Below are 22,578 nucleotides of genomic sequence, written 5' to 3'. Positions count from 1 at the left end.
ACGCTTGAGCCAGCGCATAGTTTCAAAAAATTATGAAAAAAGTATCTGTTTTCTGAAATGTATGAGGGTTTGCAGAAGAGATCGGGACTATGCGTGAGTATGAAGGAGAATGTCTACGGATGTTATTCATGAGAATAATCAGGCCGCGCTGGATAGTTGTATTTTTAAGCAGAAGGCGATGTATAGGATTTTCCCTGAGAGTTTGAAACCTCTATACTAGAAGCTGTGTTACATAATCGTGATCATAACTTAGAGGAGATGACTTTGCTTGCGTAATAATGATATGTTGGAGCGCCGAAGTGAAATGCTAAAACGTCGAATTGGTGAGTTGATTGCCAAGGAGAACCAATATGGATTAGGAAGGCAAGAAAGCCATTTTCTGCAGATGACGATCAGAGAATTGCATCAGACTGCGTTTGAGCTGAACGGTAGAACTCAAGCCTAAATATATATAACATTACATGAAATAAATCAGGGAAGGCCGCTGTGCACGTAAGTGTTGGTCGGTTGCTCCCTGATTTTTTGTCTTTGTTACAGAAGATGCTTCGCAATGGAGATCAGCGCGGTAATCGTCACGATATTCAGCAGGGTTGAGATCAGTACGGTCTGTGAAGCAAAATCAGGCTCGTTATTGTACTCTTCGGCTAAGATGGTGCTATTGACCCCAGTGGGCATGCCAGAGGCAATCAGTAACGCCTGAGCGGGAACACCACGCAAGCCCAGCAGCATAACCAGTGCGAAGCCGATCACCGGTCCAATGAGTAAGCGCAGCAGTACGCTGAGATATACGTCCAACCGATCCAGACGCAGCGGGTATTTAATGATCTGTGCTCCGAGGGTCAAGAGTGCGATGCTGACCATAGAGTCGGCCATATAGCCTAGCGGCTTCGAGACGAAGTAAGGCAGCGGCAGGTGCAGTACATGGAAGATTAGTCCGAGAACCAGCGCGTAAGGTACAGGCATTTTCAGGAACCCGGTCAGGGCTGCCTTAAGATTCCCCCCGTTCTTGGCCTTCTGTATAGACATTACGCCATAGGTGAAAGTAACGAGACTCTGGAAGGTCATGATTAGAGCTTGCAGAGACATCGCCAGTGGATCGCCCTTGAAGGCGAGCTGATTAATGGGCAGACCGTAGTTCCCCGAATTATCGAGCAGCAGACTGTTCGTAAAAGCAGCCTTCATGCCTTGATTGAATTTCATTCTGCGGCTGACAAGGCTGCTGATTCCATAGAGCAAGGCGATGTATAGTACGTAAAATAAGGTCACGCTGCCGAGCAGCTCCGGTGACATTTCCGACTGGTACATGCTCAGGAATACGACTGCTGGAGTTATATAGTAGAAATTAATTTTGGCTAATGTGTATAAATCAAGCTGGAAGACACGGTGCATAACTGCCCCGATTCCAATTAGCACGAAAATGGGCAACACGACGTCCAGCAATATTTCGATAATCATCTTAGTTTTGTTCAATCCTCTTTTCGCAGCTTATATCTGTGTACGTAGCAGTACAAAGGGATTATATCATGTTATCTTCCCATATTGTTTAATGTCATAAAATTGCTGACAATGTGATTTAGTTATCATTATAGGAAAATATTGACTGATAGAATAGAGGTATTGAGTACAGTGAACAGGGGGTGGACTAAGATGGCTGTATGGAAATGCGAGGCCTGTGGAGAAACGAAGGAAGGCCGCTGCAAGCCACAGAAGTGCCCGAAGTGCGAAGCCAAGGGGCAATTCGTCAAGGCTGAAGAGAAATAAGAGTACAGGTATGTCACTATAACTGATCACTTTCAGAATAGACCCCCGTTTTCATTTTCGGAAGCAGGGGTCTATTTGCCGCGGATTTTGAAGGGCTTGCGGAGTGTTATTTTGCGGATTAACTGGTTAATGACCTCGGATAGCACCAGACCGATGGCAATCGATCCAGAGATGAGAAATGCCTGGGCAGCAAGTTGGATCGCAGTATTATAGTCATTCTCGACGAATTTGCGCATAGCGTCATAGGCTAGTCCGCCCGGAACGAGAGGAATGATCCCTCCCACACTGAAAATAATAACAGGCTTCTTATATACCCTAGCGAAGTGCTGGCTGATGACCCCGACGATAAAGGTGGCTGTTACCGCAGCGAATATCGTATCTAATCGGGGATTAAGCAGGTAGTAGGCGGCCCAGCCCAGCATTCCGGAGATGCCGCATTGCAATAAGGTACGACGCGGCGCATTGAAGATCACGACGAACGCCGCACTGGCCAAGAAGCTTGTAATAAGCTGCAGTAGAAGCGTCATTTGCGAATTAAGCCTTCCCTTTCCGAGGAAATTAGAAAATCGTGAACAGAACAGCAACACCCGAGCCGATGGCGAAGGCGGTCAGAAAAGCTTCCGCTCCACGGGATAAGCCTGAGACCAAGTGGCCGGCCATCAGGTCCCGGACCGCATTGGTGATCAGCAGGCCGGGAACGAGCGGCATGACCGAGCCGATAATAATCTTGTCCAATTGGGATCCAATTCCGATGGACACCAGTAGAAATGCGAACAGTCCGATCAGTAGCGAGGCCACGAATTCAGCGAAGAATTTGACCTTGGCCCAGCGGTGCAACACGATAAAGGCTGAGAAGCCGAGCCCGCCGCATAGCACACCAGGTATGAAATCAGATAGCCCCGCCTTGAACATATAGGTAAAACAGCCGCTTGAGAGAGCTGCAGCCGCAATTTGCATCCAGATTGGATAGGCCTCATTAACAGTATCGATTTCGAGTAGCTGGGCATAGGCATCGTCTGCAGCCAGCCCGTTGCTGCATAGTCTTCTGGAGATGTCGTTCACCTTGGCGACCTTCTCCAGATCCGTCGTTCTGTCCAGAATGCGGATCAGCTTCGCTTGCTGGTCTTCTCCACATTGGAAGACAATGCCCGTCGGGGTCACATAGCTCTGTGAAGGAGTCAGATTTAAAGCATCAGCCATCCTAGTCATGGTGTCTTCCACACGATAGGTTTCCGCCCCGCTTTGCAGCATGATTTTTCCTGCCAGTAGGCATATCTCGATAGGCTCACGTATAGCTGCAGCCTTGCTATCCAAACTACTCCCCGTCCTTTCTAAATAACTGCAGTCATTATATCATGAGAGATCCTGAATGCGTAATAATTTTGTCCGTATGGGATGGACGGCAGTATCGCCTTACTCAATCCCGTATGGTTACTCTGGTTCCGATGGGAACTTGGGATGAGAGCTCCAGTACATCTTCATTATACATGCGGATGCAGCCATGTGAGACCTGATGGCCGATCGAGGAGGGATCATTGGTTCCGTGAATGCCGTAATGTGGCTTGGATAGTCCCATCCAGAAGGCACCGAACGGGCCGCCGGGATTATCCTGCTTGTTGACAATGACGTAATCTCCGGTTGGAGTACCCGTGAGCATGGTTCCGATCCCTATCGGGTATCCTTTAACCACAGTATCCCCATCCAGCAAGTAGAGATGGCGATCCGATAAATCCACGATAATGCGATAATCAGGCATGAATGAACCTCCTCGTTTCTCATCATTAAGAGTTTGTCGAAGCTAGAACAATAGGAGAGGATTGTCGAAAAATAGCGAATTTCCTCTTCTTTTACAATTATTCTTTCCTTTTTTTATGTTACTATAGGAACACAACAGCTTTGGATTCTTAACAACTTGGAGTGATCTATCCAATATGATTGTAAATATTGTTAACAACTTTACGCTCCTGACGGCCTCTTTATTCTTTGGAAACATGATTTGGGGTAAGCTTGAACTCAGGAATTTGACGCATAAGCTGCGATTTTTGCTGCTAATTGGGTTCCTCCTCGGGTTTCTCGGCATTCTGCTGATGTACTACACTTTTCCTCTAAAAGAAGCGATCCTTGTGGACTTCAGGGAATTCGCCATCATGATCTCTGTCTATGTGGGAGGCTGGGTATCTGGGCTTATCACGACATTAATGATTATCATTTTTCAACTATTCTTTATTCAGAATATGGATAATTTCCTCCCGTGGATCGGCGTATTCAGCAGTATCGCGACCTTCATTATTTCATGTTTAATCCTCAAATGCAGAAATCTTTCCTTCACCCGATGGCTCTTAACGCTGAGCATCATGCTGCTCATGTCGGATCTTATTTATAATATAGTGTATGACTGCCAGAAGGTGACTGCCTCACTAGGCTTGTTCACGGTTTGTTATAGTATAGTGGGGTTGTTTCTTTATATTATGTTGAAGTATTTGAGTCATTCCGCAGAATCCTTGCGTGTGATGCGAGAAGCGGCTAGTCGTGACTTTCTGACCGGATTTTATAATTCCAGGACCTTTGAGGTTATTCTTGATCAACAGTTCGCTACTACCGACCGTTGTGGTATACCCTTCTCGTTATTAGTGATAGATATTGATTTTTTCAAAAAAGTGAATGACACTTACGGGCACGCGGCAGGGGATGCTGTATTGCTGCAGTTCGCCGAGGTGATGCGCTGTACATTCCGTCAGAGGGATCATCTCATCCGGTTGGGCGGAGAAGAATTCGTGGTGCTTGTTGAGGATTGCGATGCAGAGCAGGCGAGAATGGTGGCGGAGCGAATGAGAAGCACGGTGGAGAGCACTATTTTCACTTTGAAGGATGGATCGGAGCTAAGTATCACCGTATCGATCGGTTGCTCGACCTACCCGGATACGAACAAGGAGCTCTTGCTGGAGGTAGCGGACGGGAAGCTGTATCTAGCCAAGAAGAGCGGACGAAATCAGGTGGGCGGCGACGAGTAGGGGAGCGGTATAGTAATTAAAACATGTGGCTGTGTGTGGACTGTTAGAGTCTATAGCGCAAATGGCAAAGGCGGTCGGTGAGGTGGCGGGGCGGGGATTACAGCAGGCTACTAAGGGGGGCGGATGGAGCAACACAGACGTATGAGCTATTTGCGTTGTAGAAACAACTCGTCCGAAAGTCCCACGGACCTCTAACGAAACACCATATCGCTATTTCCGCAAAAATGAGCGGAATGGGAATCTAACGAAACACCATATCGTTATTTTATGAAATCCGGGGTTTAAAGCAGAAATTCGCCCCAATAGCGATACCCCGTTTCGTTAGATTTTGAAATTGCTCCTTTTGCGGCAAATAGCGATCCCCAGTTTCATTACAATCTAGGAAGGTGCTAGCGTCATTCTTCCTCTGCCTCATCACCATCATACCCGTTCAGCAAATCCGTGCCATGCATCGCATCAGTATCAGGGGCGGCCGGATCGACGGGAGAATTCATCTGCAACTCATCCGCATCGGGAATATCAGGCAACTCTTCCTCGGTATCCTCCTCCGCCTGACTCCTAGGCCCGGGTTCACTAATCCCTTGCGTTATACGAGTATCGAAGGGCAGCGCATCATCCCGTGGGATATCATTCTCGAAGCGGTATTCTGCGAGCAGCTTGTACTGCTCATATACATGGTCTCCTGTCGTCTTAGGATATTCATCCATGAAGAGGAACCTCCTTCCATTCTCATAGTTGTTACTTCGCTATATGGAAGTGTGCCCCGTAGTACGTAAATTCAATCATGGATTTACATCAAAATATAAAAGTAAAGGATTTCAGTCTTTTCTTAGAGACTTTCATCAATGTAATGAGGATTGTTCATATATTTAGATCTCTCAGGCTTTCGCACCCTAGAACAGTTAGTGATATTACAATCAGTAATATCAAGCCTAATTTTCTCATTTAGGGATCTCCTTTGTAGATGGGGCTGAGCCATCTAACACTTTCTTCTCTGGTATGAAAATGATAATGACCGCAATTGTTAGTGAAATAATACTCGAAATTAACATTATTCGTTCGTCGTTTTTCATAACTTCAGGAGAAATCCCTGATGCCAATGAATACAAAACAAAATAGAACTTGTGAGAAATAAATAATATGCAAGAAATGGTGACGAAAAGGCAACAAGTGAGGATTTTTTTAAGTGACACTGATCTAGGATACCTCTCTTTTAAAAAAAATAGAATTTTCCATGATCATTCGTATCCAGGGGGATTATTATGGGGGTTAACAAAAGAAGTTGAAGGGAAGAATCTTAGTCTATATCCATTATCATCCACACTCCATCTTCGTTTGCAATATAGTACCATGACTTCATGTTTTCATCGATTTTTTGTGCTTAAATCTCTGCTTTCACTTTTTCGATCACAGGTTCATCATCAATAACCACTTCGTCAGAATCATTCTGTGGCTCCTCTGGTGGGATAGTTTGATCTTGCTGCTTCGTTGGGGGAACAGATTCAGGCTGTTCTTTAGCTCCTTTATTTTCCCGGATACAACCAGTGAGTGCAAGACATAGACAGATCACTATGACCATCAGAATACGCATTACTTTACCTCCTCTTTCCTCCAAACTTATCCAACTATATCATATACTGAAAATTACATTGAATCCAATTATGGAACTTCCTTACATGGAAAAAATATTTCGATCGAATATTGTTGAACGTAATGAGGAAGATGGAGGGCATGTGGATGGAGTCCTTCCATAGAGGCTAGTAGGAAATGAGAAGTATCAGTCAGATTTGGATGCAGAAAGTGGGAGTAGGACGGTAAAATACCAATTATATCATAATTTAACTTAAATATACTTCTTATATACTCCAAAAATTCAGGAAAATATTGTATTATCCCTTGCTGATAGAAAGAATATATGTAATATAATCCCTCTTCGTCCTGGATGACTATCCTCTTAGAACTGCTTTCCTTACACCATGTGATTCCAATACGTTCGAAATAAATAGAGTGTACAGGAGGTGACCTTCCATTCAAAAGATAGATCTTGACCGGCTCGACCACTTGGCTAGTATCGTGGAGCATTTGCGCCAGACCATGGAACAGGAGCTGCGTGAGATCGAAATGTTAGCTCGGCAATTGGATGACCAGATGCGAGAGAAGGTAAACGGACTCAGAGCTGCCACGGGCCATTATGCAGATACCGATAGGCTAGTCGAGAAATTGCTTCAATCCCAATCTACCACGGCCCACTTCGATCATACCTTCCCGTTTTTTGCCGCACAGTCGCAGGATTTGAAAGAACACAGTCTGTTCAACCTCACGAAATCTTCTTCTTCCGAATCCATTAAGTTCCCCAATATGTTTGAATTACTTCAGGATTTCCCACGCCAAGGGATCATGAATCGTCTTCACGAACTGATGCAAGAAAAGGGGGATCGAGATTGGGCGCTAGTTAACGATGATCAGATTGTTGCGATTATTATGGAGATGCAGGCGCAAATTGAAGCGAACAGCCCGCCCTGGAAATTACCAGATGGAACACCTATCGATCCCTATAACAAAGAGAACGAAACGACACTTACATACTTTCAAGAGCATATCCAGCATGAGCAGATGGTGAATCCAAGTCTGGAATATCTGATCTGGCTAGAGGAGACTTACGGCAAGACAGAATGGCGCGAGAAAGTGGAAAGCGTCGATTCAGTCATACGTACGTTTGGACAAACCGTAGCTAGAGAGACCGTCATGGGTGCGATTGGCACGGTACAGCTTGTGTTACAATTCGTGGCAGATCCCGTGAATACAACGCAAGAAGTCCTGAATTCTGCGATCTATCTGATTCGAAATCCGCAAGTGATCTGGGAAGTCGCAAAGAAACTGTATAAAGATTTTGAACAGGGGACTCCGGAGCAGAAGGCAGGAATGCTAGGTGTGGTTTCCTCCTTCTTCGTACCAGGAATGCAGGTTAATAAGCTGGAGAAGGCTGCAAAATTAGGCACAATAGCGAGGGCAGCAAATAAGCTGGAATACCCAAAAAAATTGTTCGATTACCACCAGGCACAAGCCCAATTTATTTTGGGAAAACTCCAGAAGGAAAGTGGACAAGGGTACCGAATGTAGGAAAGACGGACATGGGGGAAGGTAGACTTGTGTCGCCGAAGGGTAATCCTTCAACGGGATTAAAGCAGGGCGCTAAGAGGACGGGAAATATTGCTAAACAAACAGTGACATCAAATAAAGGTAAGACACTTGATGTAACACCTACTTCAATTCACACAACAACTACATCAGTACCAAGTCCATATAAGGGAACCCCTAATTCTACAGTTGATATCATAGATAAAACCACTGGAGAGATAAAAACAAGGAGATATTATGGGCCTGATGGTAGGGCAATTAGGGATGTAGACTATACTAATCATGGTAACGCAAAAAACCATCCTGAATGGCCACATGAACATATCTACAAATGGTACAAAGACGGAACTTTTGATAGGTAATAAAGGAGGAGTGGAAGTATGGAATACGAGGAGTTAAAGCAACGAGTATCTATGGGGGAAGAGTTTCAATTTTATTATCAAGGTGAAAGTTACTGGATAAGCAGAAATCAAGAGGGGTTTTATTTAACTAGGGTTAAGGACAGCAACTCACAGGCTTTCAAAACATCAGGTGAACTATTTGAAAATGGACGAATAGAAGGTAAAACAATCTTAGCATTATGGAATGAACTTGATTTTTGATACTTCATACCTTGATTAGCTCCAGTGCTGAATGAAACACTTTACCTCACCATTACCAAAGCAAACTTGAGGGCATGGGCAAAAGGAAATGGATGGGTAAAGCAAAATAGTTCAGGAGGTGTCGAGCAATGGGGTGTAAAGAACGTTGATGAAACGTTTAGTTTGAGGCTAAAAATTAAACCTCAAGCGAGTACAAGAGAAGGTTTGAGCACAGGAAGTAATCAACCCCGTTTCGATGCTAGATTTGTGAATGATTGCGGCGAGTTGTGGTGAGTCTATAGCTCGCATATGGCTGACCAGTCAACGAATCGATTATAAAAAAACATCAAATTTAAAAGGTGTTACATTAAACGAAGCGCTGTCTTTGATTAAAGCACAACGTCCTGATTGGTTTAAGGCATATTCAGATTTGTATCAATCTAAGTTAAAAGTTCAATGCTAAGAGCCAGAATGGGAACACACGAAAACAGGAAAAAGTAAGAACCCACCCTAAGGTTAGCGCCACAGGTGGTTTCTCTTCAAATAAGACATTTGGAGGGATAGACCCATCCAAGCCAATTGTTCAGCCCGGGTGTTTCAGCACTCGGCTTCTTTATATTTATGGTAGCATAATTGGAAAAAGTAGTGCTGAGTCAAGCTCACTTGATAAGCATTAAAGAACGTTGATGGAACACATATTCCTCTAGGAAGGTAATAGGCATGGATAAAAAGGTAAAATATAACTGATTGTCGAATTGTGTAGTGAGTAACGATACCTCTGGTCTTCAAATAAAACCGTTGACAATCCAGGGGGATTAAGAATGGCTACGAAATACACTTAATAGGAGGAAATATGCTGAATTGTACAAGAAGAGTTTTAATTGGGGTGCTTAGCTGTGTAGTATTTCTCACTACATTCCTTGCTAATTCGCCATCCATTGCTGCTGAGGGGGCAGCTTCGTCATCCAATAAACAGGTGAAAATCAAAAAGATGACCGCAGCAACTAATGCAGTGTATGCACTAGATTCAGAGAACCGCATCTGGTCAATAGTTCGTTATAGCGCTGGATACAGGCCAAATGTACTGAAATTTTTCCGAGACCAGCCCATTCAGGATTTGAAGACGGATAGTGGGCATCTACTTGTCCTTCTAAAGGATGGTACAGTATGGAAACATAGCAATACGGAGAAACAAGAGAAACTTTTTGAACAAATACCGGGGCTACAAGATGTCACTTCCATACATGCGAATGGCAGCTTATCCTATGCGATGACCGCAGAGGGAACCGTATGGAGATTCTCACCGTATGAATCATCTGAAATGGTAAGAATTGAGGGAATTCGAGCCCAAGATGTTGTCCAATTCGATGATACTTATGTGGTAAAAACAGATGGAACCGTGTGGGATCTCTATCCTTATGGAAAAGGAGATGTACCCGAACAAATCGAGGGTCTCACGAATATTAAGAAAGTAGTGGTAGGAAACACTGGTTCAACTACCTACGCATTAACACAGGATGGGGAAGTATGGGGATGGGGTTTTCATACAAGTGGGGAATTGCCACTGGATGGTTTATCCAGTTCCCCTGAATATCTAGACACCCCATTACATATGGAGAATCTTCATCAGGTTAAGGATATCATGGCTGGCAATCAGCACTTTGCGGTGATTAAAGAAGATGGCTCCGTATGGGCTTGGGGTTTAAACCAACTCTATCAACTTGGCGATGGAACCAAAAAACATTCTTCAATTCCTGTTCTTATTCAGCAGCTGGATCATGTTGGACAATTAGTTAGTTCATCAAGTTTAGACGAGACATTTGCTATTTTTAGCGACGGTACGGTAAAGGCGTGGGGCAGTTTCGAAGATTGTTTTATTTCTTTTTGTGATCAGGTATCAATAAGTACTCCGACGGTTATTCGATTCCCCCCACCTCTTCACGATTTTGAAGATCGATTTACACTCCAGTATAGTGGAAAAAAGGGGAGTGCCTTGTCCACTCAAGCGAGTGATAACCAAGGTAATATCGTTATAGTAGGAGAGAAGAAATTAATTGTATCCCATAATTATGGACAAACATGGGAGAACGAACAACTCCCTTTCGTTTCGTATTCTCGTCAGCTTTCCTATGTGCATGATCGATTCTATTTGTGGTCAAATGTCGACTCTACTGAGGTATATACGTCCAAGGATGGGCGGGTATGGACCAAACAAGTCATTACAGTAGCGGATGAGAAGCATTTATCAATCACAAATATTAGTTGGACGAATAAGCAGTTTATTGCTTTGTTGAGTACAGACTTCGAGACGAAGGTGTATACCTCGATGAATGGAGCTTCGTGGCAACTTGCAGGAACCGTTAAAGATACAATGCAAGAAATCGTATGGAATGGTAAACGGTATACTGCGTTTGGTGGTGGATATGAAATTCATAAGAAAACGGGGAAGAATCAATTTCAATCAAGCCCGCATGATAAAGGAAAATATGGAGAAATCATTGTATATACCTCAGATAACCTCACTTCATGGACGCATCAATCCGGTGCCAAAAGAGCAGCGCCTCATGCGGGTTTTAATGTAATCCCTGTGAAGAATTACTATTATCAAGTGTGGGAAGTTGATAAGAACGGGGTTATTGTGCTCCTGGATATGTATGATAATATGCTGACTTCACAAGATGGGATCACCTTTAACCTGAAGAAAAGCCCTAGTGTATTCTATAAAGAAGATATACATAGCCAAATCTTTTGGAATGGAAGACAGTATCTAGTCTATACAAGTTCAGTACGTGGGGAAGCGAATGTCCAAGTCTCCACCGATCAAGTACACTGGAAACAACAGAAGATCAGTAATATTCCGGTTCGAATGAATGTGGTAAAGTCAGGGCAGACTTTCGTAGGTATTACAGAGTCTGGAATTATAGCCACCTCACAGGATGGACTGAATTGGAAAATCAAACGATCGGCTTCCTTTGAAGCCTCCTTGTATGAGGTGCAGAAATTTAATAATAGATATATGGCCGTAGGGACAGAGATAAGTCCAGCAATATTGACAAGCAACGATGGGCAACAATGGAAAAGTCTATTGCAGATCGATTACTCAGATTATAGTGCGAGTCGTGAACTTAAGTCTGTCGCATGGAGTGGTACAACGTATGTTGCGGTAGGTGGAGAACTCACTTGGATATCAAAGGACGGGGTAACCTGGAAGAAGACCGGCAAGCCTTTAACAGACAATCAGTTTACTAAAGTGATCTGGACTGGAAAACAATTTCTGGCTTCAGCGAACACCTTCACGAATCAGGGAAAGCAATCCAAGACGATCTTATATACCTCGACAGACGGTCAATCGTGGAAAAGGGCACTGGAATGGAGGGGGCAACTGTATGACCTTGCTGCACATGGTGGCATAGTGCTAGCTGTAGGTACGAACAATAAGCAAGCAGTTATTGTGCGAAGTACGAATTTGAAGGATTGGAAGACACAGACCTTCACATTAGGGAAAGATAGTCCGAAATGGAATCCCGATCCGAATGACGGAAGTGAGAATTATGCACAAGCCTTCATGCATGTGCAGTGGGTCAACAACAGATTCACCCTATTGTCAGACCATATTTATACCTCGACAGATGGGATTACATGGTCGGTGATCAAAGGCGATTATAGTGAATATGTTAGCGATCGGTATGATCAAGCTTCCGTGGTGAATGGACGAATCTTGTGGACAGGTAAAGACTATCGATATTATACCAGAAGCGTTCTTGCCGTCTCGAAGGATTTAACCGATTGGGTGTTTTATAAACTTCCTGATGAAGTATATGTATTAAAAGATATGATCTGGACAGGAAGAAACTTGTTAGGGGTAGGCGAAGATGGACTGATTGTACACATCTCGGATCGATAATCTAGCAAATCACAAGGGGGAGCTAACCCTACAATATACAGTAGGGCAGTCGATGAGTCGGCTGTCCTACTTTTAGTTTTTGGAGATGCGACGGGATGAACCCTGAAAGTCAATTAGAACGTTTATATTATAGTTTCCGGAGAAACCAAGAGGCAGCAGGTAGGTTGAGTCATGATTTATGCCTTAAACACAGCAACATTTACTTTTCACCAAATTATTCATGGATTAAATGTGCTAATAACGTTAAAATGGTTTTGTCTGTTATATATTGGATATCCGAATATTCTATTCTTCGAAAGCTGCTTAGTTTATACCCTCCTTTAAAAGTTGGCTTTTCATAACTATTACTATCCAGATGAGTTTATTGGGAATTGGCAGAAGTATTCATGGATTAAATATGGCATACACGTTAAAATGGTTTTGTTTGTTACACTTTGATGTCCTGCAGATTTAATACTTATATTTCCCCAGATAATAGAAGGTTTGGCGTGAAAAGTATCGAATTCTATATTGTGACATGGTAGCTAGTGAATTTAGTAGTAGAGGTGCTGGGATGAAAGGTTTTGTAAGAGTTTTAGCTACTGTTTTTGTTGTGTTGGTGGCAACCTTCGGTGTCTTCTTCATAGAAAGCAAAAATAATAAAAATAGTGCAGAGCAGACGATTGATGAGTGGCAGATTCTATGGATGGATCATTTCGATCCGAAAATGACTATGGAGCAACTTGAGAATGAGAAGGGGTGGTTCCATGTAAGGGCGGATGATAGGGCCATAGAGAGACCTGCTGATGCTGTTTCTCAATGGGTCAAGATAGAGGCATCAGCAAGTTCTGGAGCGAACGCATTACTTTTCAAGAAGATTTATGGTGATGATATTATCATCAAACAGGGTAACCAGAATATCTATGAATCTCATAGAGAGTATAACTATGGTATTAATGTCATACTATTGCCATTTGATTCGATCAATAATAGAGAACCAATATACCTTGGTATTAAATCACCGTTCAGAATAGGTATCCAAAGTGAAATCTATGTAGGTAATTATCATGATTTACATAATATGTATGTCAAGAATAGTTTAACCGACTTTATAATTGGCAGTAGCCTATTGTTCATCGCATTTACTATGTTTATTTGCGCTATTTTTCTTAATTCGGATTACGCATCTAGTTGGATAGCACTATGCTTAGTTATTCTATCTTCAGGTATTATTATAATTACATATTCTTCATTCATATATTCGATATACGGCGAGTACGGCAGTATATATGTGGCTTTATTTGATTTATCCTTGTTCCTATTATTGCCTTCGTTTACTTATTTCTTTGAAAAGGTTATAGGGAGTGGCTATCGGTCGATTATTCATAAATTTCGAAATTTCCAGGTAGTCTACTCATTGGTCTGTATAGTTTTAATGGTGATTAATTCAAATGTCAATAATCATATTTATTATCTTTATAGGTTTGCTTCGGCAACGTTACTTGGTCTCATAATGATGGTGCAATTTATTCTTTTAATCGTTACTGCAATTTCATACTCGATTAAAGGGAGTAAAGAAGCTCTTATTTTCTCATTTGGATTTGCGATTTTCTCTGTTTTGGGGCTCGGTGAGTTGTTTTGGTTCTATTTCCGAGGAGAATATTATGATTTGTTCTTGTGGAAATGGGGAGTGGTTAGCTTCCTTATATCACTTATAGTTATTATGGCTAAACGTTTTGCTCGTAACCATGAGCAAGTTGTAGAGTATTCGAGACAATTAGAGATGTTCAATAATGAATTACAACGCTCCGAGAAAATGGAGATCATAAGTGAGTTGGCAGCCTCTGTTGCGCATGAGGTGCGTAATCCTCTACAAGTAACACGTGGGTTCCTACAGTTACTAGTCGAGAAGAAAACGACCTCAAATCAATTGTATTTGAATCTGGCCTTGGATGAATTGGATCGAGCAGCTACTATTATCACTGATTTTCTGACCTTTGCTAAACCAGAAGTCGGAAAGGTTACGACTCTTAACGTATTGGAGGAGTTTATTCATATCGAAGGGATCCTCATGCCATTGGTGAATTTGCAAGGTGGGAAGATCACAGTTCATATTCCAAGTGACCTATATATTAAGGGGAGTTCTTCGAAATTCAAGCAAGCCTTCATCAATATTATCAAGAACAGTATCGAGGCGCTGGAAGGAGAAGGGGAGATTGAGATTTGGGCCCATGGGGAGAATGGAAAGGTATTTATTTATGTAAAGGATGACGGTGAGGGGATGGAACCCGAAGTGCTAGAACGTCTGGGCGAGCCCTATTTCTCGAATAAGACAAAGGGCACGGGGCTTGGGCTGATGGTTACTTTCCGAATTATCGAGATTATGAAGGGGGAAATTTCATTTACAAGCACAAAAGGAGTTGGAACCGAGGTGCGTATTTGCTTCCCAGCAATTAAAGTTTGAAGGTAGCAATTACGACGGCCTCGGATTCTCCTTTATTGCTCAACTTTTATTTTACGATCCCCAGACTGCGTTAGGTTTGATTTCATCTGATTGCATGACATCTGCCGGCTCAGGTGGCAGAACGAAATACAATTCATTAGACTTCTCTTCAACGGTCGTTACTTTAATATGATCCGGAAGAATCACACCAAGCACTTCTTGAATAGCTGCTTTCGGGTTGCTAAGTAATCGTGCCTTGAAATCGGGGTCTTGCCATGCGCGTTGAATTACCTGACTTTGAAGAACGGATCCTGATGTCATAGATAATCACCCTTTCACAGATAGTTAAATTTTCCTACTTAGTATAGCATGGAACATATAGCAAATCTATTAACTAGTGATACTATCTACCTTTAGTCATTTGTTGAGAGAGCAAGTATTCGAGGCCGCCACGCTGTAATGTGTTGCGATCTTTTTCAATTTGCTGAGCCCCCTCTTCTAGTTGATTGCAGAGATAAGCGTGAAATTCATAGAGGAGCGGGAAGCTGGAACTGATATTAAATAGGGCGTGGTGATTGGCATCCGCCTTTTTGCTATATCTGAGCAAATATCCTTTCACATAGATGCCTTGCTTCATCTCCTCAACCGTAGGCCGACGCTCCTGTAAATTCAGCTCCGCTTGTACCAAGGACACGAGACAATTGTAGCTTCCTTCACTAAGATCTTTCTCCCAGTCCTGCCAATCGTCCAGCAATTGCAATGTCACGAGCACTAGATCGACAGCGTCTTCCAATTGAGAGATAAGCGATTCACGTCCCGACAGAAGCATTACTGCAACGATCGATAATTTCACGGGCGCCGCCTTATGTCCTATGCGGACGGGATTCTCATGGAAGAAATCCTGTTCATTCTCATACGTTACCGCATGGGCCCATTCATTAATATACTTATCATAATATGTCCAGAATGGGGATGAAGCAGGGAACAGGCCGCTATAGGATCTGATAAGTTCCGAGTGGATAAGCTGAGCCAGAGGGAGCTGTTGTTTAGATACTTGGGCCGGGTTGTCCATCGCTTCGTCAATTAGGTGATAGTACAGCATACCCATGATATTAGCGGTAGTAATTCGCTGAACCTCCGTCAGGCTGATGGGGATTTCTTCGTTGAGCCAGAAGGGGAGCAGGTAACATATATAGTTCTTGGAGCGATTCTCCTTCAACGGATGGAACTTGTCCAGGTATAGAAGTGCAGGATTCCTGAAAAGGTCGGGAAAAGTCGCCAATATGGATTCCGCCCGCGAAAAGACAAGCTCCAAATTTTCTTCAAAATTAGTAAGCCACTTCAATTTAACCTCTCCTTGCATCATAGTTGAGTTCATTGTTTTGAAAAGTCGAAAAGATCAGGTTGTTGAAAAGAGCAAAAGCGAGCCTCCCTGAATTCTAACGAAACTCCATATCTTTATTTTCGCGAAATCATCCCCAACTGGAATCTAACGAAACTCCATATCGCTATTTGGGTAAAAAGCCGCTATCAAGCCCCTTATTTGCCACAATAGCGTTACCCAGTTTCGTTAGATTTGTAAATCGCCCTTTTAGAGGAAAATAGCGTTACCTAGTTTCGTTATAATTTTGGGCAATCGCGTTTTGGGCAACACGGTTGGCGTTCTACAAGACATACGTTTATCAACAACCTAATAACCTGCAAAAATGCAGTTATTTCGCAAGTATTTCGACCCCAAATGGCAAATTCCTGCGAAAATGCAGTTATTTTCTCTAGACAAGTCTGATTTCCAGGAAAACGAGGGGAAAACCTGCATATTTGCAGGAATTTACTAAGAAAAGAGGTTTTTGAGACGAAAGCCTGCATATTTGCAGGAATTTTCGCGAGACAGGGGGAAGCTGTGCGAAGAAACTGTGTGAAGAAGCGGTGCGAATTATGGCCGAATGTGGGCGAATGGTGCTACTAAGGGATCGAAAGGGCGCAGTGCAGGGTAAAAAGTGTAACTTATAGTAACCTATATTTGTATGTATGTGATTGTACTATAACCATAGTTGAACTGTTTGCTGCCCTCCGTCCGTATTTCATCTTGTCCAGATAGCCTGGGGAAGGAGCGGCAGCAAGCATGGATTCAGAAGAGCTGGTGCAGGCCGATCAGGATTAGCAGTAATCCCGATATGACCGTAGCTCGGTTACCGAACTTCTCAGCGGCGAACTTCTCACCGAAGCCAGCGCAGATGGCGAGCAGAATGAAGCTGAATAAGCCTACGGACAGAGAGGTACCCCATATGCTGATGCGGGTAATGCCGGCATTGAATCCCCCGGCCAGTGCATTCATGGCCAGCGCGATCCCGAGCAGCAGCGATTCGCCCAGACTGATCGATTGAGAGCTGTCCTTGTCAGCTTCTTCAGGGTTGCGCAGTAATCGGGTAAGCGCATTGGTATCATTGTCGTGCTGGACGGGCTTCTTTTCCAGATAAGGCTGCAGCATGACCCAGATCCCCACCCCGACGATGACGACCGTTCCGATCATTTGCCCAATCCAGGGTTGAACCCACACCGAGAGCCAATTTCCGAACAGACCCGAGAGCAGAGTGGCCAGAAAAGAGACGAAGGCGATGGTCAGGTTAGAGTACCAGGGGATGCGAATTTTCCTGACACCGTAAGCAATGCCTACACCGGCATTATCCAGATTTGAGGCCAGGCCGATGATGACAATAGCAGTTAGGCTGTATGAATCCATGAGATTCGCTCCTTTATATGGCTTGATGCCACAGCATATGCCCAGGAGCCCAGATTGGTTCTTGTACTGTCCTTGGATGAGACTGGGGACTAATCTTTGGATTTTTTACAATAATAGTTCCCATTTTGGAGAATATAGTAGTATAATCTTCAATAAGATATACCGGAGGAGTGATAAATGTGCTTGAGAATTTTTTGCGCCCGTCACATCTGCTCTTGGTGGTCATCGCGGCATTGTTGTTGTTTGGGCCGAGTAAGCTTCCGGAATTGGGGCGCAGCTTCGGTACAATGCTGAAAGAGTTCAGAAAGGGAGCACGAGGCGACTTCATAGATGAGAGTCCGCAAGAGGCCAAGCCGGTTCAAGAATCGAATAAATCATAGACTATATTGGAGCACCTGCCAGGGGTGTTCTTTTTTTAGGAATATTCTCATAAAATAATACTTGAGAGCCATAGCGAAAAGTCGATAATTGAATGTAAATATGGTATCTTTAAAATGCATGTTCGAATAGATCGGTTTTCAGCACCGATAACCGATAAGGTTGATGAAGTAATGTCTGAAGAGATTAGCAAGCCTTTGGGTATGGAGGGATACTGATGCAGGATGATTATGCGCGCAAGCTGGAGGATCAGAAGAGTCTGTACAAGCAGCTTGGCATTAAACTGGATGCGCTAACCATTCACGAGAAAGACTTTGATGTAAAAATGCGGGGTTATGAGAAGGAAGAAGTGGACCGTTTCCTGGACGATATCATCATTGATTATGAGCGGTTCTACGATATTATCACGGATTTGCTGGACAAATATAAAGAAATCCAGCGCAGGCAGGCCCATTGGGAAGAAGAGAAGAAGATAATGGCAATGACTGCCCGGAAGCCGCAGCCAGATATGGAGAACGCGGTAGATCGCCGTCTCGTCGATGACGGAATCCGCCAATTGGAACGCAGTCTGGAGCATTTTAAGCAATTTATTAATGGTGGTCTGAAGTAAGAATAGGGAGCTGGCATGAAGGTGCTGGCTCTTTTTGTGTATAAGAGTATCCATTCCAACGCAAACTTGAAATATCAAGCGATTGACACAGAAGGCCGCATGCCGTGATTTTCTGTAATTTCATTGTATATTCATGTTTTTAATCATTGCAACTGGGTGAAGGAAGTGGTAATATATAAACAGGATTTAGATTTAGTCTAAATTTAAAGAAATGTTTCACATTGCGAGTATTTCGCTTCTATGAAACAGATTTCTTATCATGAATGGAGGAACTCGAAATGGCAAATCAAGCTTTGGAAAAACAAATGAATCTTCTGATTGCAAACTGGACAACCATGTATACGAAGTTGCACAACTTCCACTGGTATGTCAAAGGACATAACTTCTTCACTTTGCATGTTAAGTTCGAAGAATTGTATGATGAAGCTGCAGGATATATCGATGATATCGCAGAACGTCTACTCTCGATCGGTGGCAAGCCAGTGGCAACCTTGCGTGAATCTCTGGAACTGGCAAGCATTAAGGAAGCTACCGGCAATGAATCTCCTGATGATATGGTCGCTGCCATTGTAGCTGACTTCGAAGTGCTGGATAAGGAACTGCGTGAAGGCATGTCCATCGCTGAAGAAGCGGGAGACGAAGCAACTAGCGACTTGCTGCTGGGCGTAGTATCTACGCTTGAGAAACATCGTTGGATGCTGAATGCATACTTGGGCAAATAATGATTGTTACTTAATAAAGTAAGGGACTTGTTCGTGCGTCGCTCTTAGAGCAGCACGGGCAAGTCCCTTATTGCTTAGATCTTGAATTTCTCGATCAGATTATGCAGTTTATCCGATAAATTGGCCAGGAAGCTGGCCGAAGCGTCAACCTCTTCCATCGCAGCAAGCTGCTCCTGGGATGCGGCGGACATCATTTGAGCTCCATCCACATTGCTATTGGCGACCTCCACGATATCCTCCAGCGATCTCACCAATAATTCGGTCTGACAGGAGAGATCCTTCACTGCTTCACTAATACTGTTAATCGCCGTTGCCGTCGAGTTGGCTTCTGTATCGATCTGGCCGAAGGTTGCCCCGGCGCTACGCACTAATGCCGTGCTCACCTCAACCTCTCGAGCCGTCTCAACCATAGTCTTCCCGGTCACTTCCATCTGTGTGATGATGAAGTTCACCAGCGTAGCGATTTGCTTGACAGACTCGGCCGAACGGTCCGCCAGCTTACCTACTGAATTGGCGACGACAGCGAAGCCGCTGCCATATTCGCCTGCCCTGGCTGCTTCGATCGCTGCATTGATCGCCAGCAGATTACTTTCCTCGGCAATCGCCGTAATGATCTCCAGAATACTCTGAATTTCCTTCGAATGGCCAGCAAGCTCGGTGATATTGGCGGACAGCTCATGTATTTTATTCTCCATCTTATTCATCTGCTGAACGCTCTGCTTAATCGCTTCCACGCCTTGCCCGGCGGCTGCCGAAGAGCTCTCGGCTGTCTCTGATACATGCCCCATGACAGTGGCGATCTGCTTCGTGGATGCTGACATGGAATGCAGCCGGTCTGAGCCCTGCTCCAAATTATGAAGCTGTCTCTCTGCGCCTTCTGCCAGCTCCTGAGTGATATTCACCGTCTGCTCACTGGCTTTGCCCGTCTGCTCTGCGCTAGCGGACAATTGCTGAGAAGAGGAGGCCACCTGCATTGAGGTGGAGCTGACCTCTGTAATCAGGTTGCGAAGACTGGTCACCATATTGCCGAAGTCTCGTGACAGCTTGCCTACCTCATCCTTGGAATTCAGCACCATAGGGGTGATGGTAAGATCTCCATTCGCGATCTGATTCACTTGCAGCGACAATTCCTCCAATGGACGGATCAAGCGGTGAATGAAGAAGTAGACGACAAGTGCAGCGATTAAGAATACTACAGCACCTGCTGCAAAGGGCAGAGCGATAATCTCCCAGGTTCTCTCATGAATAATAGATGCATCGAAATTGATGGTCATCAAACCGACGATAGCTTTGCCCGGATCATTATCCTCGAAGATCGGGCCATAGCCCGTCAACAGCTTCTCTCCATCGTATGTATAGACCTTCGTGTATACAGAATGCTTCATCTCTTGAATCATATCCCGGTCAGCCGGGCTGAAATAGAAGGCATCGCCCGCAGCGTAGCCGCGCTGCTTCAAATGCTGATCCGTAGCCAGTATATTTCCATCCAGCGACAGAATGAATGCTTCCTTGAATAGCGGTTTATGATCGACCGTCCAGTTTAACTGCTGCTCTACTTCGCTTAGCTTCGACGCATCTCCTAGAGCCAGCAATTTGATAACCGCAGGGTCAACTAAGCCTGTCGTAATATTCGCGCAGCCTACCGTCTCGACCCCAACCGATTTCTCAACCTGACGGTAGGTCGTACGGTAGCCGAATGCCCCGGTTATAGCACAGACAAGGCCGAGCAGGGCGATGATGGCTAGTGTTATTTTTTTTGCAAATCCCATAAGTATCTCCTATCTCTATATGATAATTTTGTTTGAACTTGAGGCACATCTATTCAACATTATAATGAGGAATTGTACGCGGAATAATAAGTAATGTTGTTGCTTTGTGTCGGAAAAGCGAAACTTTGCGCATAAAATCACAAGGGATGTGATGTTTCATGTTAAGTAATGTGGGAAATGTAGAAAAATGGCGGATTTTTATTGCTGTACCGATTCCAACAGATATTAAACTTGCACTTGCGGATTGGTGTGACGAGCGACGAGAGGAATTCAGGTTTCAGAGATGGGTGCATCGTGAAGATTATCATATTACGATGCAATTTCTCGGCGATACGAGTCCAGACAGAGTGGATGAGATAGGCGCGGCAATAAAACGGGTCATCTCAGGAATACGACCTTTTTCTATCGAGGCCCGGAGCTGCGGGACATTCGGACGGCCGGACCAGCCTAGAGTGCTCTGGGCAGGAGTAGACGGGGAAATTCGGAGTTTGCAGCAGCTGCAAAATAACATAACACAGGAAAATAGAAAGCTCGGTTTTATTCCAGAGGATCGTCCTTATCGACCGCATATTACATTGGCTCGTAAATATCGCGAAGGCAGCAGATTTGCAGCAGATATTACAGAGTTACGCCCGCGATTTGGATCATGGACAGTAGATGCATTGGTGATTTACCGTACGCAAATGAATAGACAGCCCATGTACGAGCAGATCGCTAGCATACAAGTGTGATATTTAACACAGACGATAAAAAAGACGTGAAAATTGGTGAAAAAACCTGAAAAAAATGACTTGCAATGCTTTTAAGAACGTGTTAAAGTGATAATTGACCGAATGACCGAAACAGACTTTTAGTCATTTTCGTAAGAAAAGAGTAAATCCAGTGTGAAGGAGGTGCTTCTTTTGGCTGTAGTGGATCGCAGAAAACTAATCGTTGAAGCGGCGGAAAAATCATTTGCCTTATTTGGTTACAAAGCGACAACGATGGATCATGTGGCTAAAATCGCAAATGTAGCCAAAGGAACGATTTACACGTTTTTTGCGAACAAGGAAGAGCTGTTTGATGAGATCCTTCGTTCTGTGATTGTAGAGATGAAGAATATTACGGAGCATGAAGTTCAATCAGATAGACCTTTCTTCGAGAATCTGTACCAGAGCATGGATAAACTCCTGGAATTCAGAAGTGAACACGAGCTGTTGGTGAAGCTGTTCCAGGAGGTACGGGATTTTGGAACTCCACAAGCGCGAGAGGGTCTGGATAAGATCGAGGCGGCGATCCTTGATTACTTGGAACGTCAAATTGATCGGGCAGCCAAGCGCGGAGAGATCAGAGAGTTCAATCCTAAAGTCATTTCATTTGTGCTTGTGAAGCTGTACATTGCGCTCACTTCGGATTGGAACAAAATTCACGAGCCACTAAGCAAAGATCAAATTAGAGAGTTTTCACGAGTTTTTTTATCAGGCGGGTTGTCTAAGACGTAGTTTAAGTTTGAAAGGACCCGTACGGTAATGAGAGACAGAGGGAGATAAGATTCAGGGATAT

General features: G+C 43.9%; 23 protein-coding genes. 13 read left to right on the top strand and 10 right to left on the bottom strand.

Annotated elements, in window-relative coordinates; all coding sequences use genetic code 11:
* Positions 1–304: 304 nt before the first annotated feature.
* On the top strand, positions 305–445 hold the full coding sequence (locus BFJ94_RS25400) for a hypothetical protein (protein WP_188831446.1): 141 nt from the start codon (positions 305–307) through the stop codon (positions 443–445).
* An 86-nt stretch (positions 446–531) separates the two neighbouring features.
* On the opposite strand, the gene BFJ94_RS12300 is transcribed toward BFJ94_RS25400, so the two are convergent.
* A complete protein-coding gene (locus tag BFJ94_RS12300; RefSeq protein ID WP_120462934.1) occupies positions 532–1,455 on the bottom strand; it encodes an AEC family transporter in 924 nt (307 codons plus the stop codon).
* Between the two features lie 192 nt (positions 1,456–1,647).
* On the opposite strand from BFJ94_RS12300, the gene BFJ94_RS26135 reads away from it, so the two are divergent.
* Complete coding sequence (locus BFJ94_RS26135; RefSeq protein WP_120462933.1) at positions 1,648–1,761, top strand: RCKP-type rubredoxin-like domain-containing protein; 114 nt, start codon at positions 1,648–1,650, stop codon at positions 1,759–1,761.
* Positions 1,762–1,832: 71 nt separating this feature from the next.
* On the opposite strand, the gene BFJ94_RS12290 is transcribed toward BFJ94_RS26135, so the two are convergent.
* The 3 genes from BFJ94_RS12290 to BFJ94_RS12280 form a co-directional block, all read right to left on the bottom strand.
* Entirely contained in the window at positions 1,833–2,288 is a 456-nt protein-coding gene (locus BFJ94_RS12290; protein WP_120462932.1) for a threonine/serine exporter family protein, read from the bottom strand.
* A gap of 31 nt (positions 2,289–2,319) precedes the next feature.
* On the bottom strand, positions 2,320–3,075 hold the full coding sequence (locus BFJ94_RS12285; protein WP_268238233.1) for a threonine/serine exporter family protein: 756 nt from the start codon (positions 3,073–3,075) through the stop codon (positions 2,320–2,322).
* A 103-nt stretch (positions 3,076–3,178) separates the two neighbouring features.
* Positions 3,179–3,517 (bottom strand): L,D-transpeptidase, encoded by a 339-nt coding sequence (locus tag BFJ94_RS12280; RefSeq protein WP_120462931.1) that lies wholly within the window; start codon positions 3,515–3,517, stop codon positions 3,179–3,181.
* Between the two features lie 175 nt (positions 3,518–3,692).
* On the opposite strand from BFJ94_RS12280, the gene BFJ94_RS12275 reads away from it, so the two are divergent.
* Positions 3,693–4,772, top strand: coding sequence for a GGDEF domain-containing protein (locus BFJ94_RS12275; protein WP_120462930.1), 1,080 nt, complete (start codon positions 3,693–3,695; stop codon positions 4,770–4,772).
* A gap of 395 nt (positions 4,773–5,167) precedes the next feature.
* Here the strand turns inward: BFJ94_RS12275 and BFJ94_RS12270 are convergent, their stop codons facing one another.
* Positions 5,168–5,479 carry a hypothetical protein gene (locus tag BFJ94_RS12270; protein WP_120462929.1) on the bottom strand — a complete coding sequence of 104 codons (312 nt, stop codon included), beginning with the start codon at positions 5,477–5,479 and terminating at the stop codon, positions 5,168–5,170.
* A 674-nt stretch (positions 5,480–6,153) separates the two neighbouring features.
* The gene (locus BFJ94_RS12265) at positions 6,154–6,363 is read right to left on the bottom strand and encodes a hypothetical protein (protein ID WP_120462928.1); all 210 of its coding nucleotides are present in this window, start codon (positions 6,361–6,363) and stop codon (positions 6,154–6,156) included.
* A 470-nt stretch (positions 6,364–6,833) separates the two neighbouring features.
* On the opposite strand from BFJ94_RS12265, the gene BFJ94_RS12260 reads away from it, so the two are divergent.
* The 5 genes from BFJ94_RS12260 to BFJ94_RS12240 all read left to right on the top strand — a co-directional run bounded on the left by BFJ94_RS12260 (position 6,834) and on the right by BFJ94_RS12240 (position 14,838).
* Positions 6,834–7,892, top strand: a complete 1,059-nt coding sequence (locus BFJ94_RS12260) for a hypothetical protein (RefSeq protein ID WP_162944257.1) — start codon at positions 6,834–6,836, stop codon at positions 7,890–7,892.
* An 11-nt stretch (positions 7,893–7,903) separates the two neighbouring features.
* Positions 7,904–8,272, top strand: a complete 369-nt coding sequence (locus tag BFJ94_RS12255; RefSeq protein ID WP_188831442.1) for a hypothetical protein — start codon at positions 7,904–7,906, stop codon at positions 8,270–8,272.
* 18 nt (positions 8,273–8,290) lie between these two features.
* The gene (locus BFJ94_RS12250; RefSeq protein WP_120462926.1) at positions 8,291–8,512 is read left to right on the top strand and encodes a hypothetical protein; all 222 of its coding nucleotides are present in this window, start codon (positions 8,291–8,293) and stop codon (positions 8,510–8,512) included.
* A gap of 832 nt (positions 8,513–9,344) precedes the next feature.
* The gene (locus tag BFJ94_RS12245; protein ID WP_120462925.1) at positions 9,345–12,395 is read left to right on the top strand and encodes a hypothetical protein; all 3,051 of its coding nucleotides are present in this window, start codon (positions 9,345–9,347) and stop codon (positions 12,393–12,395) included.
* Positions 12,396–12,948: 553 nt separating this feature from the next.
* On the top strand, positions 12,949–14,838 hold the full coding sequence (locus BFJ94_RS12240; RefSeq protein ID WP_120462924.1) for an ATP-binding protein: 1,890 nt from the start codon (positions 12,949–12,951) through the stop codon (positions 14,836–14,838).
* Positions 14,839–14,889: 51 nt separating this feature from the next.
* Here BFJ94_RS12240 and BFJ94_RS12235 read toward each other — a convergent pair whose 3' ends face one another.
* The 3 genes from BFJ94_RS12235 to ytaF form a co-directional block, all read right to left on the bottom strand.
* Positions 14,890–15,138 carry an NHLP leader peptide family RiPP precursor gene (locus BFJ94_RS12235; protein ID WP_120462923.1) on the bottom strand — a complete coding sequence of 83 codons (249 nt, stop codon included), beginning with the start codon at positions 15,136–15,138 and terminating at the stop codon, positions 14,890–14,892.
* An 82-nt stretch (positions 15,139–15,220) separates the two neighbouring features.
* Positions 15,221–16,162 (bottom strand): hypothetical protein, encoded by a 942-nt coding sequence (locus BFJ94_RS12230; protein WP_120462922.1) that lies wholly within the window; start codon positions 16,160–16,162, stop codon positions 15,221–15,223.
* A 783-nt stretch (positions 16,163–16,945) separates the two neighbouring features.
* Positions 16,946–17,557, bottom strand: coding sequence for a sporulation membrane protein YtaF (ytaF, locus tag BFJ94_RS12225; RefSeq protein ID WP_120462921.1), 612 nt, complete (start codon positions 17,555–17,557; stop codon positions 16,946–16,948).
* Positions 17,558–17,736: 179 nt separating this feature from the next.
* Here ytaF and BFJ94_RS12220 point away from each other — a divergent pair, with 179 nt between their 5' ends.
* The 3 genes from BFJ94_RS12220 (at position 17,737) to BFJ94_RS12210 (ending at position 19,267) form a co-directional block, all read left to right on the top strand.
* A complete protein-coding gene (locus BFJ94_RS12220) occupies positions 17,737–17,937 on the top strand; it encodes a twin-arginine translocase TatA/TatE family subunit (protein WP_120462920.1) in 201 nt (66 codons plus the stop codon).
* Between the two features lie 215 nt (positions 17,938–18,152).
* The gene (locus BFJ94_RS12215) at positions 18,153–18,545 is read left to right on the top strand and encodes a DivIVA domain-containing protein (RefSeq protein WP_120462919.1); all 393 of its coding nucleotides are present in this window, start codon (positions 18,153–18,155) and stop codon (positions 18,543–18,545) included.
* A 278-nt stretch (positions 18,546–18,823) separates the two neighbouring features.
* The gene (locus BFJ94_RS12210; RefSeq protein ID WP_120462918.1) at positions 18,824–19,267 is read left to right on the top strand and encodes a Dps family protein; all 444 of its coding nucleotides are present in this window, start codon (positions 18,824–18,826) and stop codon (positions 19,265–19,267) included.
* A 74-nt stretch (positions 19,268–19,341) separates the two neighbouring features.
* On the opposite strand, the gene BFJ94_RS12205 is transcribed toward BFJ94_RS12210, so the two are convergent.
* Positions 19,342–21,036, bottom strand: a complete 1,695-nt coding sequence (locus BFJ94_RS12205) for a methyl-accepting chemotaxis protein (protein WP_120462917.1) — start codon at positions 21,034–21,036, stop codon at positions 19,342–19,344.
* Positions 21,037–21,194: 158 nt separating this feature from the next.
* Here BFJ94_RS12205 and thpR point away from each other — a divergent pair, with 158 nt between their 5' ends.
* Both thpR and BFJ94_RS12195 read left to right on the top strand, forming a co-directional pair.
* Positions 21,195–21,767, top strand: a complete 573-nt coding sequence (thpR, locus tag BFJ94_RS12200; protein WP_120462916.1) for an RNA 2',3'-cyclic phosphodiesterase — start codon at positions 21,195–21,197, stop codon at positions 21,765–21,767.
* Positions 21,768–21,938: 171 nt separating this feature from the next.
* On the top strand, positions 21,939–22,517 hold the full coding sequence (locus BFJ94_RS12195) for a TetR/AcrR family transcriptional regulator (protein ID WP_120462915.1): 579 nt from the start codon (positions 21,939–21,941) through the stop codon (positions 22,515–22,517).
* The last annotated feature ends 61 nt before the right edge of the window (positions 22,518–22,578 follow it).

This window comes from Paenibacillus aceti (genome assembly GCF_003614185.1).
Classification (GTDB): Bacteria; Bacillota; Bacilli; order Paenibacillales; family Paenibacillaceae; genus Fontibacillus; species Fontibacillus aceti.
Note: the sequence above shows the minus strand (reverse complement) of the source record. Positions and strands in the feature narration are given on the sequence as shown.

What these genes read in the sequence shown, in the direction of transcription:
- BFJ94_RS25400 (WP_188831446.1), top strand. Translation starts at nt 305, where the DNA reads ATGCTAAAACGTCGAATTGGTGAGTTGATTGCCAAGGAGAACCAATAT.
- BFJ94_RS12300 (WP_120462934.1), bottom strand. Translation starts at nt 1,455, where the DNA reads ATGATTATCGAAATATTGCTGGACGTCGTGTTGCCCATTTTCGTGCTA.
- BFJ94_RS26135 (WP_120462933.1), top strand. Translation starts at nt 1,648, where the DNA reads ATGGCTGTATGGAAATGCGAGGCCTGTGGAGAAACGAAGGAAGGCCGC.
- BFJ94_RS12290 (WP_120462932.1), bottom strand. Translation starts at nt 2,288, where the DNA reads ATGACGCTTCTACTGCAGCTTATTACAAGCTTCTTGGCCAGTGCGGCG.
- BFJ94_RS12280 (WP_120462931.1), bottom strand. Translation starts at nt 3,517, where the DNA reads ATGCCTGATTATCGCATTATCGTGGATTTATCGGATCGCCATCTCTAC.
- BFJ94_RS12275 (WP_120462930.1), top strand. Translation starts at nt 3,693, where the DNA reads ATGATTGTAAATATTGTTAACAACTTTACGCTCCTGACGGCCTCTTTA.
- BFJ94_RS12270 (WP_120462929.1), bottom strand. Translation starts at nt 5,479, where the DNA reads ATGGATGAATATCCTAAGACGACAGGAGACCATGTATATGAGCAGTAC.
- BFJ94_RS12265 (WP_120462928.1), bottom strand. Translation starts at nt 6,363, where the DNA reads ATGCGTATTCTGATGGTCATAGTGATCTGTCTATGTCTTGCACTCACT.
- BFJ94_RS12255 (WP_188831442.1), top strand. Translation starts at nt 7,904, where the DNA reads ATGGGGGAAGGTAGACTTGTGTCGCCGAAGGGTAATCCTTCAACGGGA.
- BFJ94_RS12250 (WP_120462926.1), top strand. Translation starts at nt 8,291, where the DNA reads ATGGAATACGAGGAGTTAAAGCAACGAGTATCTATGGGGGAAGAGTTT.
- BFJ94_RS12245 (WP_120462925.1), top strand. Translation starts at nt 9,345, where the DNA reads ATGCTGAATTGTACAAGAAGAGTTTTAATTGGGGTGCTTAGCTGTGTA.
- BFJ94_RS12240 (WP_120462924.1), top strand. Translation starts at nt 12,949, where the DNA reads ATGAAAGGTTTTGTAAGAGTTTTAGCTACTGTTTTTGTTGTGTTGGTG.
- BFJ94_RS12235 (WP_120462923.1), bottom strand. Translation starts at nt 15,138, where the DNA reads ATGACATCAGGATCCGTTCTTCAAAGTCAGGTAATTCAACGCGCATGG.
- ytaF (WP_120462921.1), bottom strand. Translation starts at nt 17,557, where the DNA reads ATGGATTCATACAGCCTAACTGCTATTGTCATCATCGGCCTGGCCTCA.
- BFJ94_RS12215 (WP_120462919.1), top strand. Translation starts at nt 18,153, where the DNA reads ATGCAGGATGATTATGCGCGCAAGCTGGAGGATCAGAAGAGTCTGTAC.
- BFJ94_RS12210 (WP_120462918.1), top strand. Translation starts at nt 18,824, where the DNA reads ATGGCAAATCAAGCTTTGGAAAAACAAATGAATCTTCTGATTGCAAAC.
- BFJ94_RS12205 (WP_120462917.1), bottom strand. Translation starts at nt 21,036, where the DNA reads ATGGGATTTGCAAAAAAAATAACACTAGCCATCATCGCCCTGCTCGGC.
- thpR (WP_120462916.1), top strand. Translation starts at nt 21,195, where the DNA reads ATGTTAAGTAATGTGGGAAATGTAGAAAAATGGCGGATTTTTATTGCT.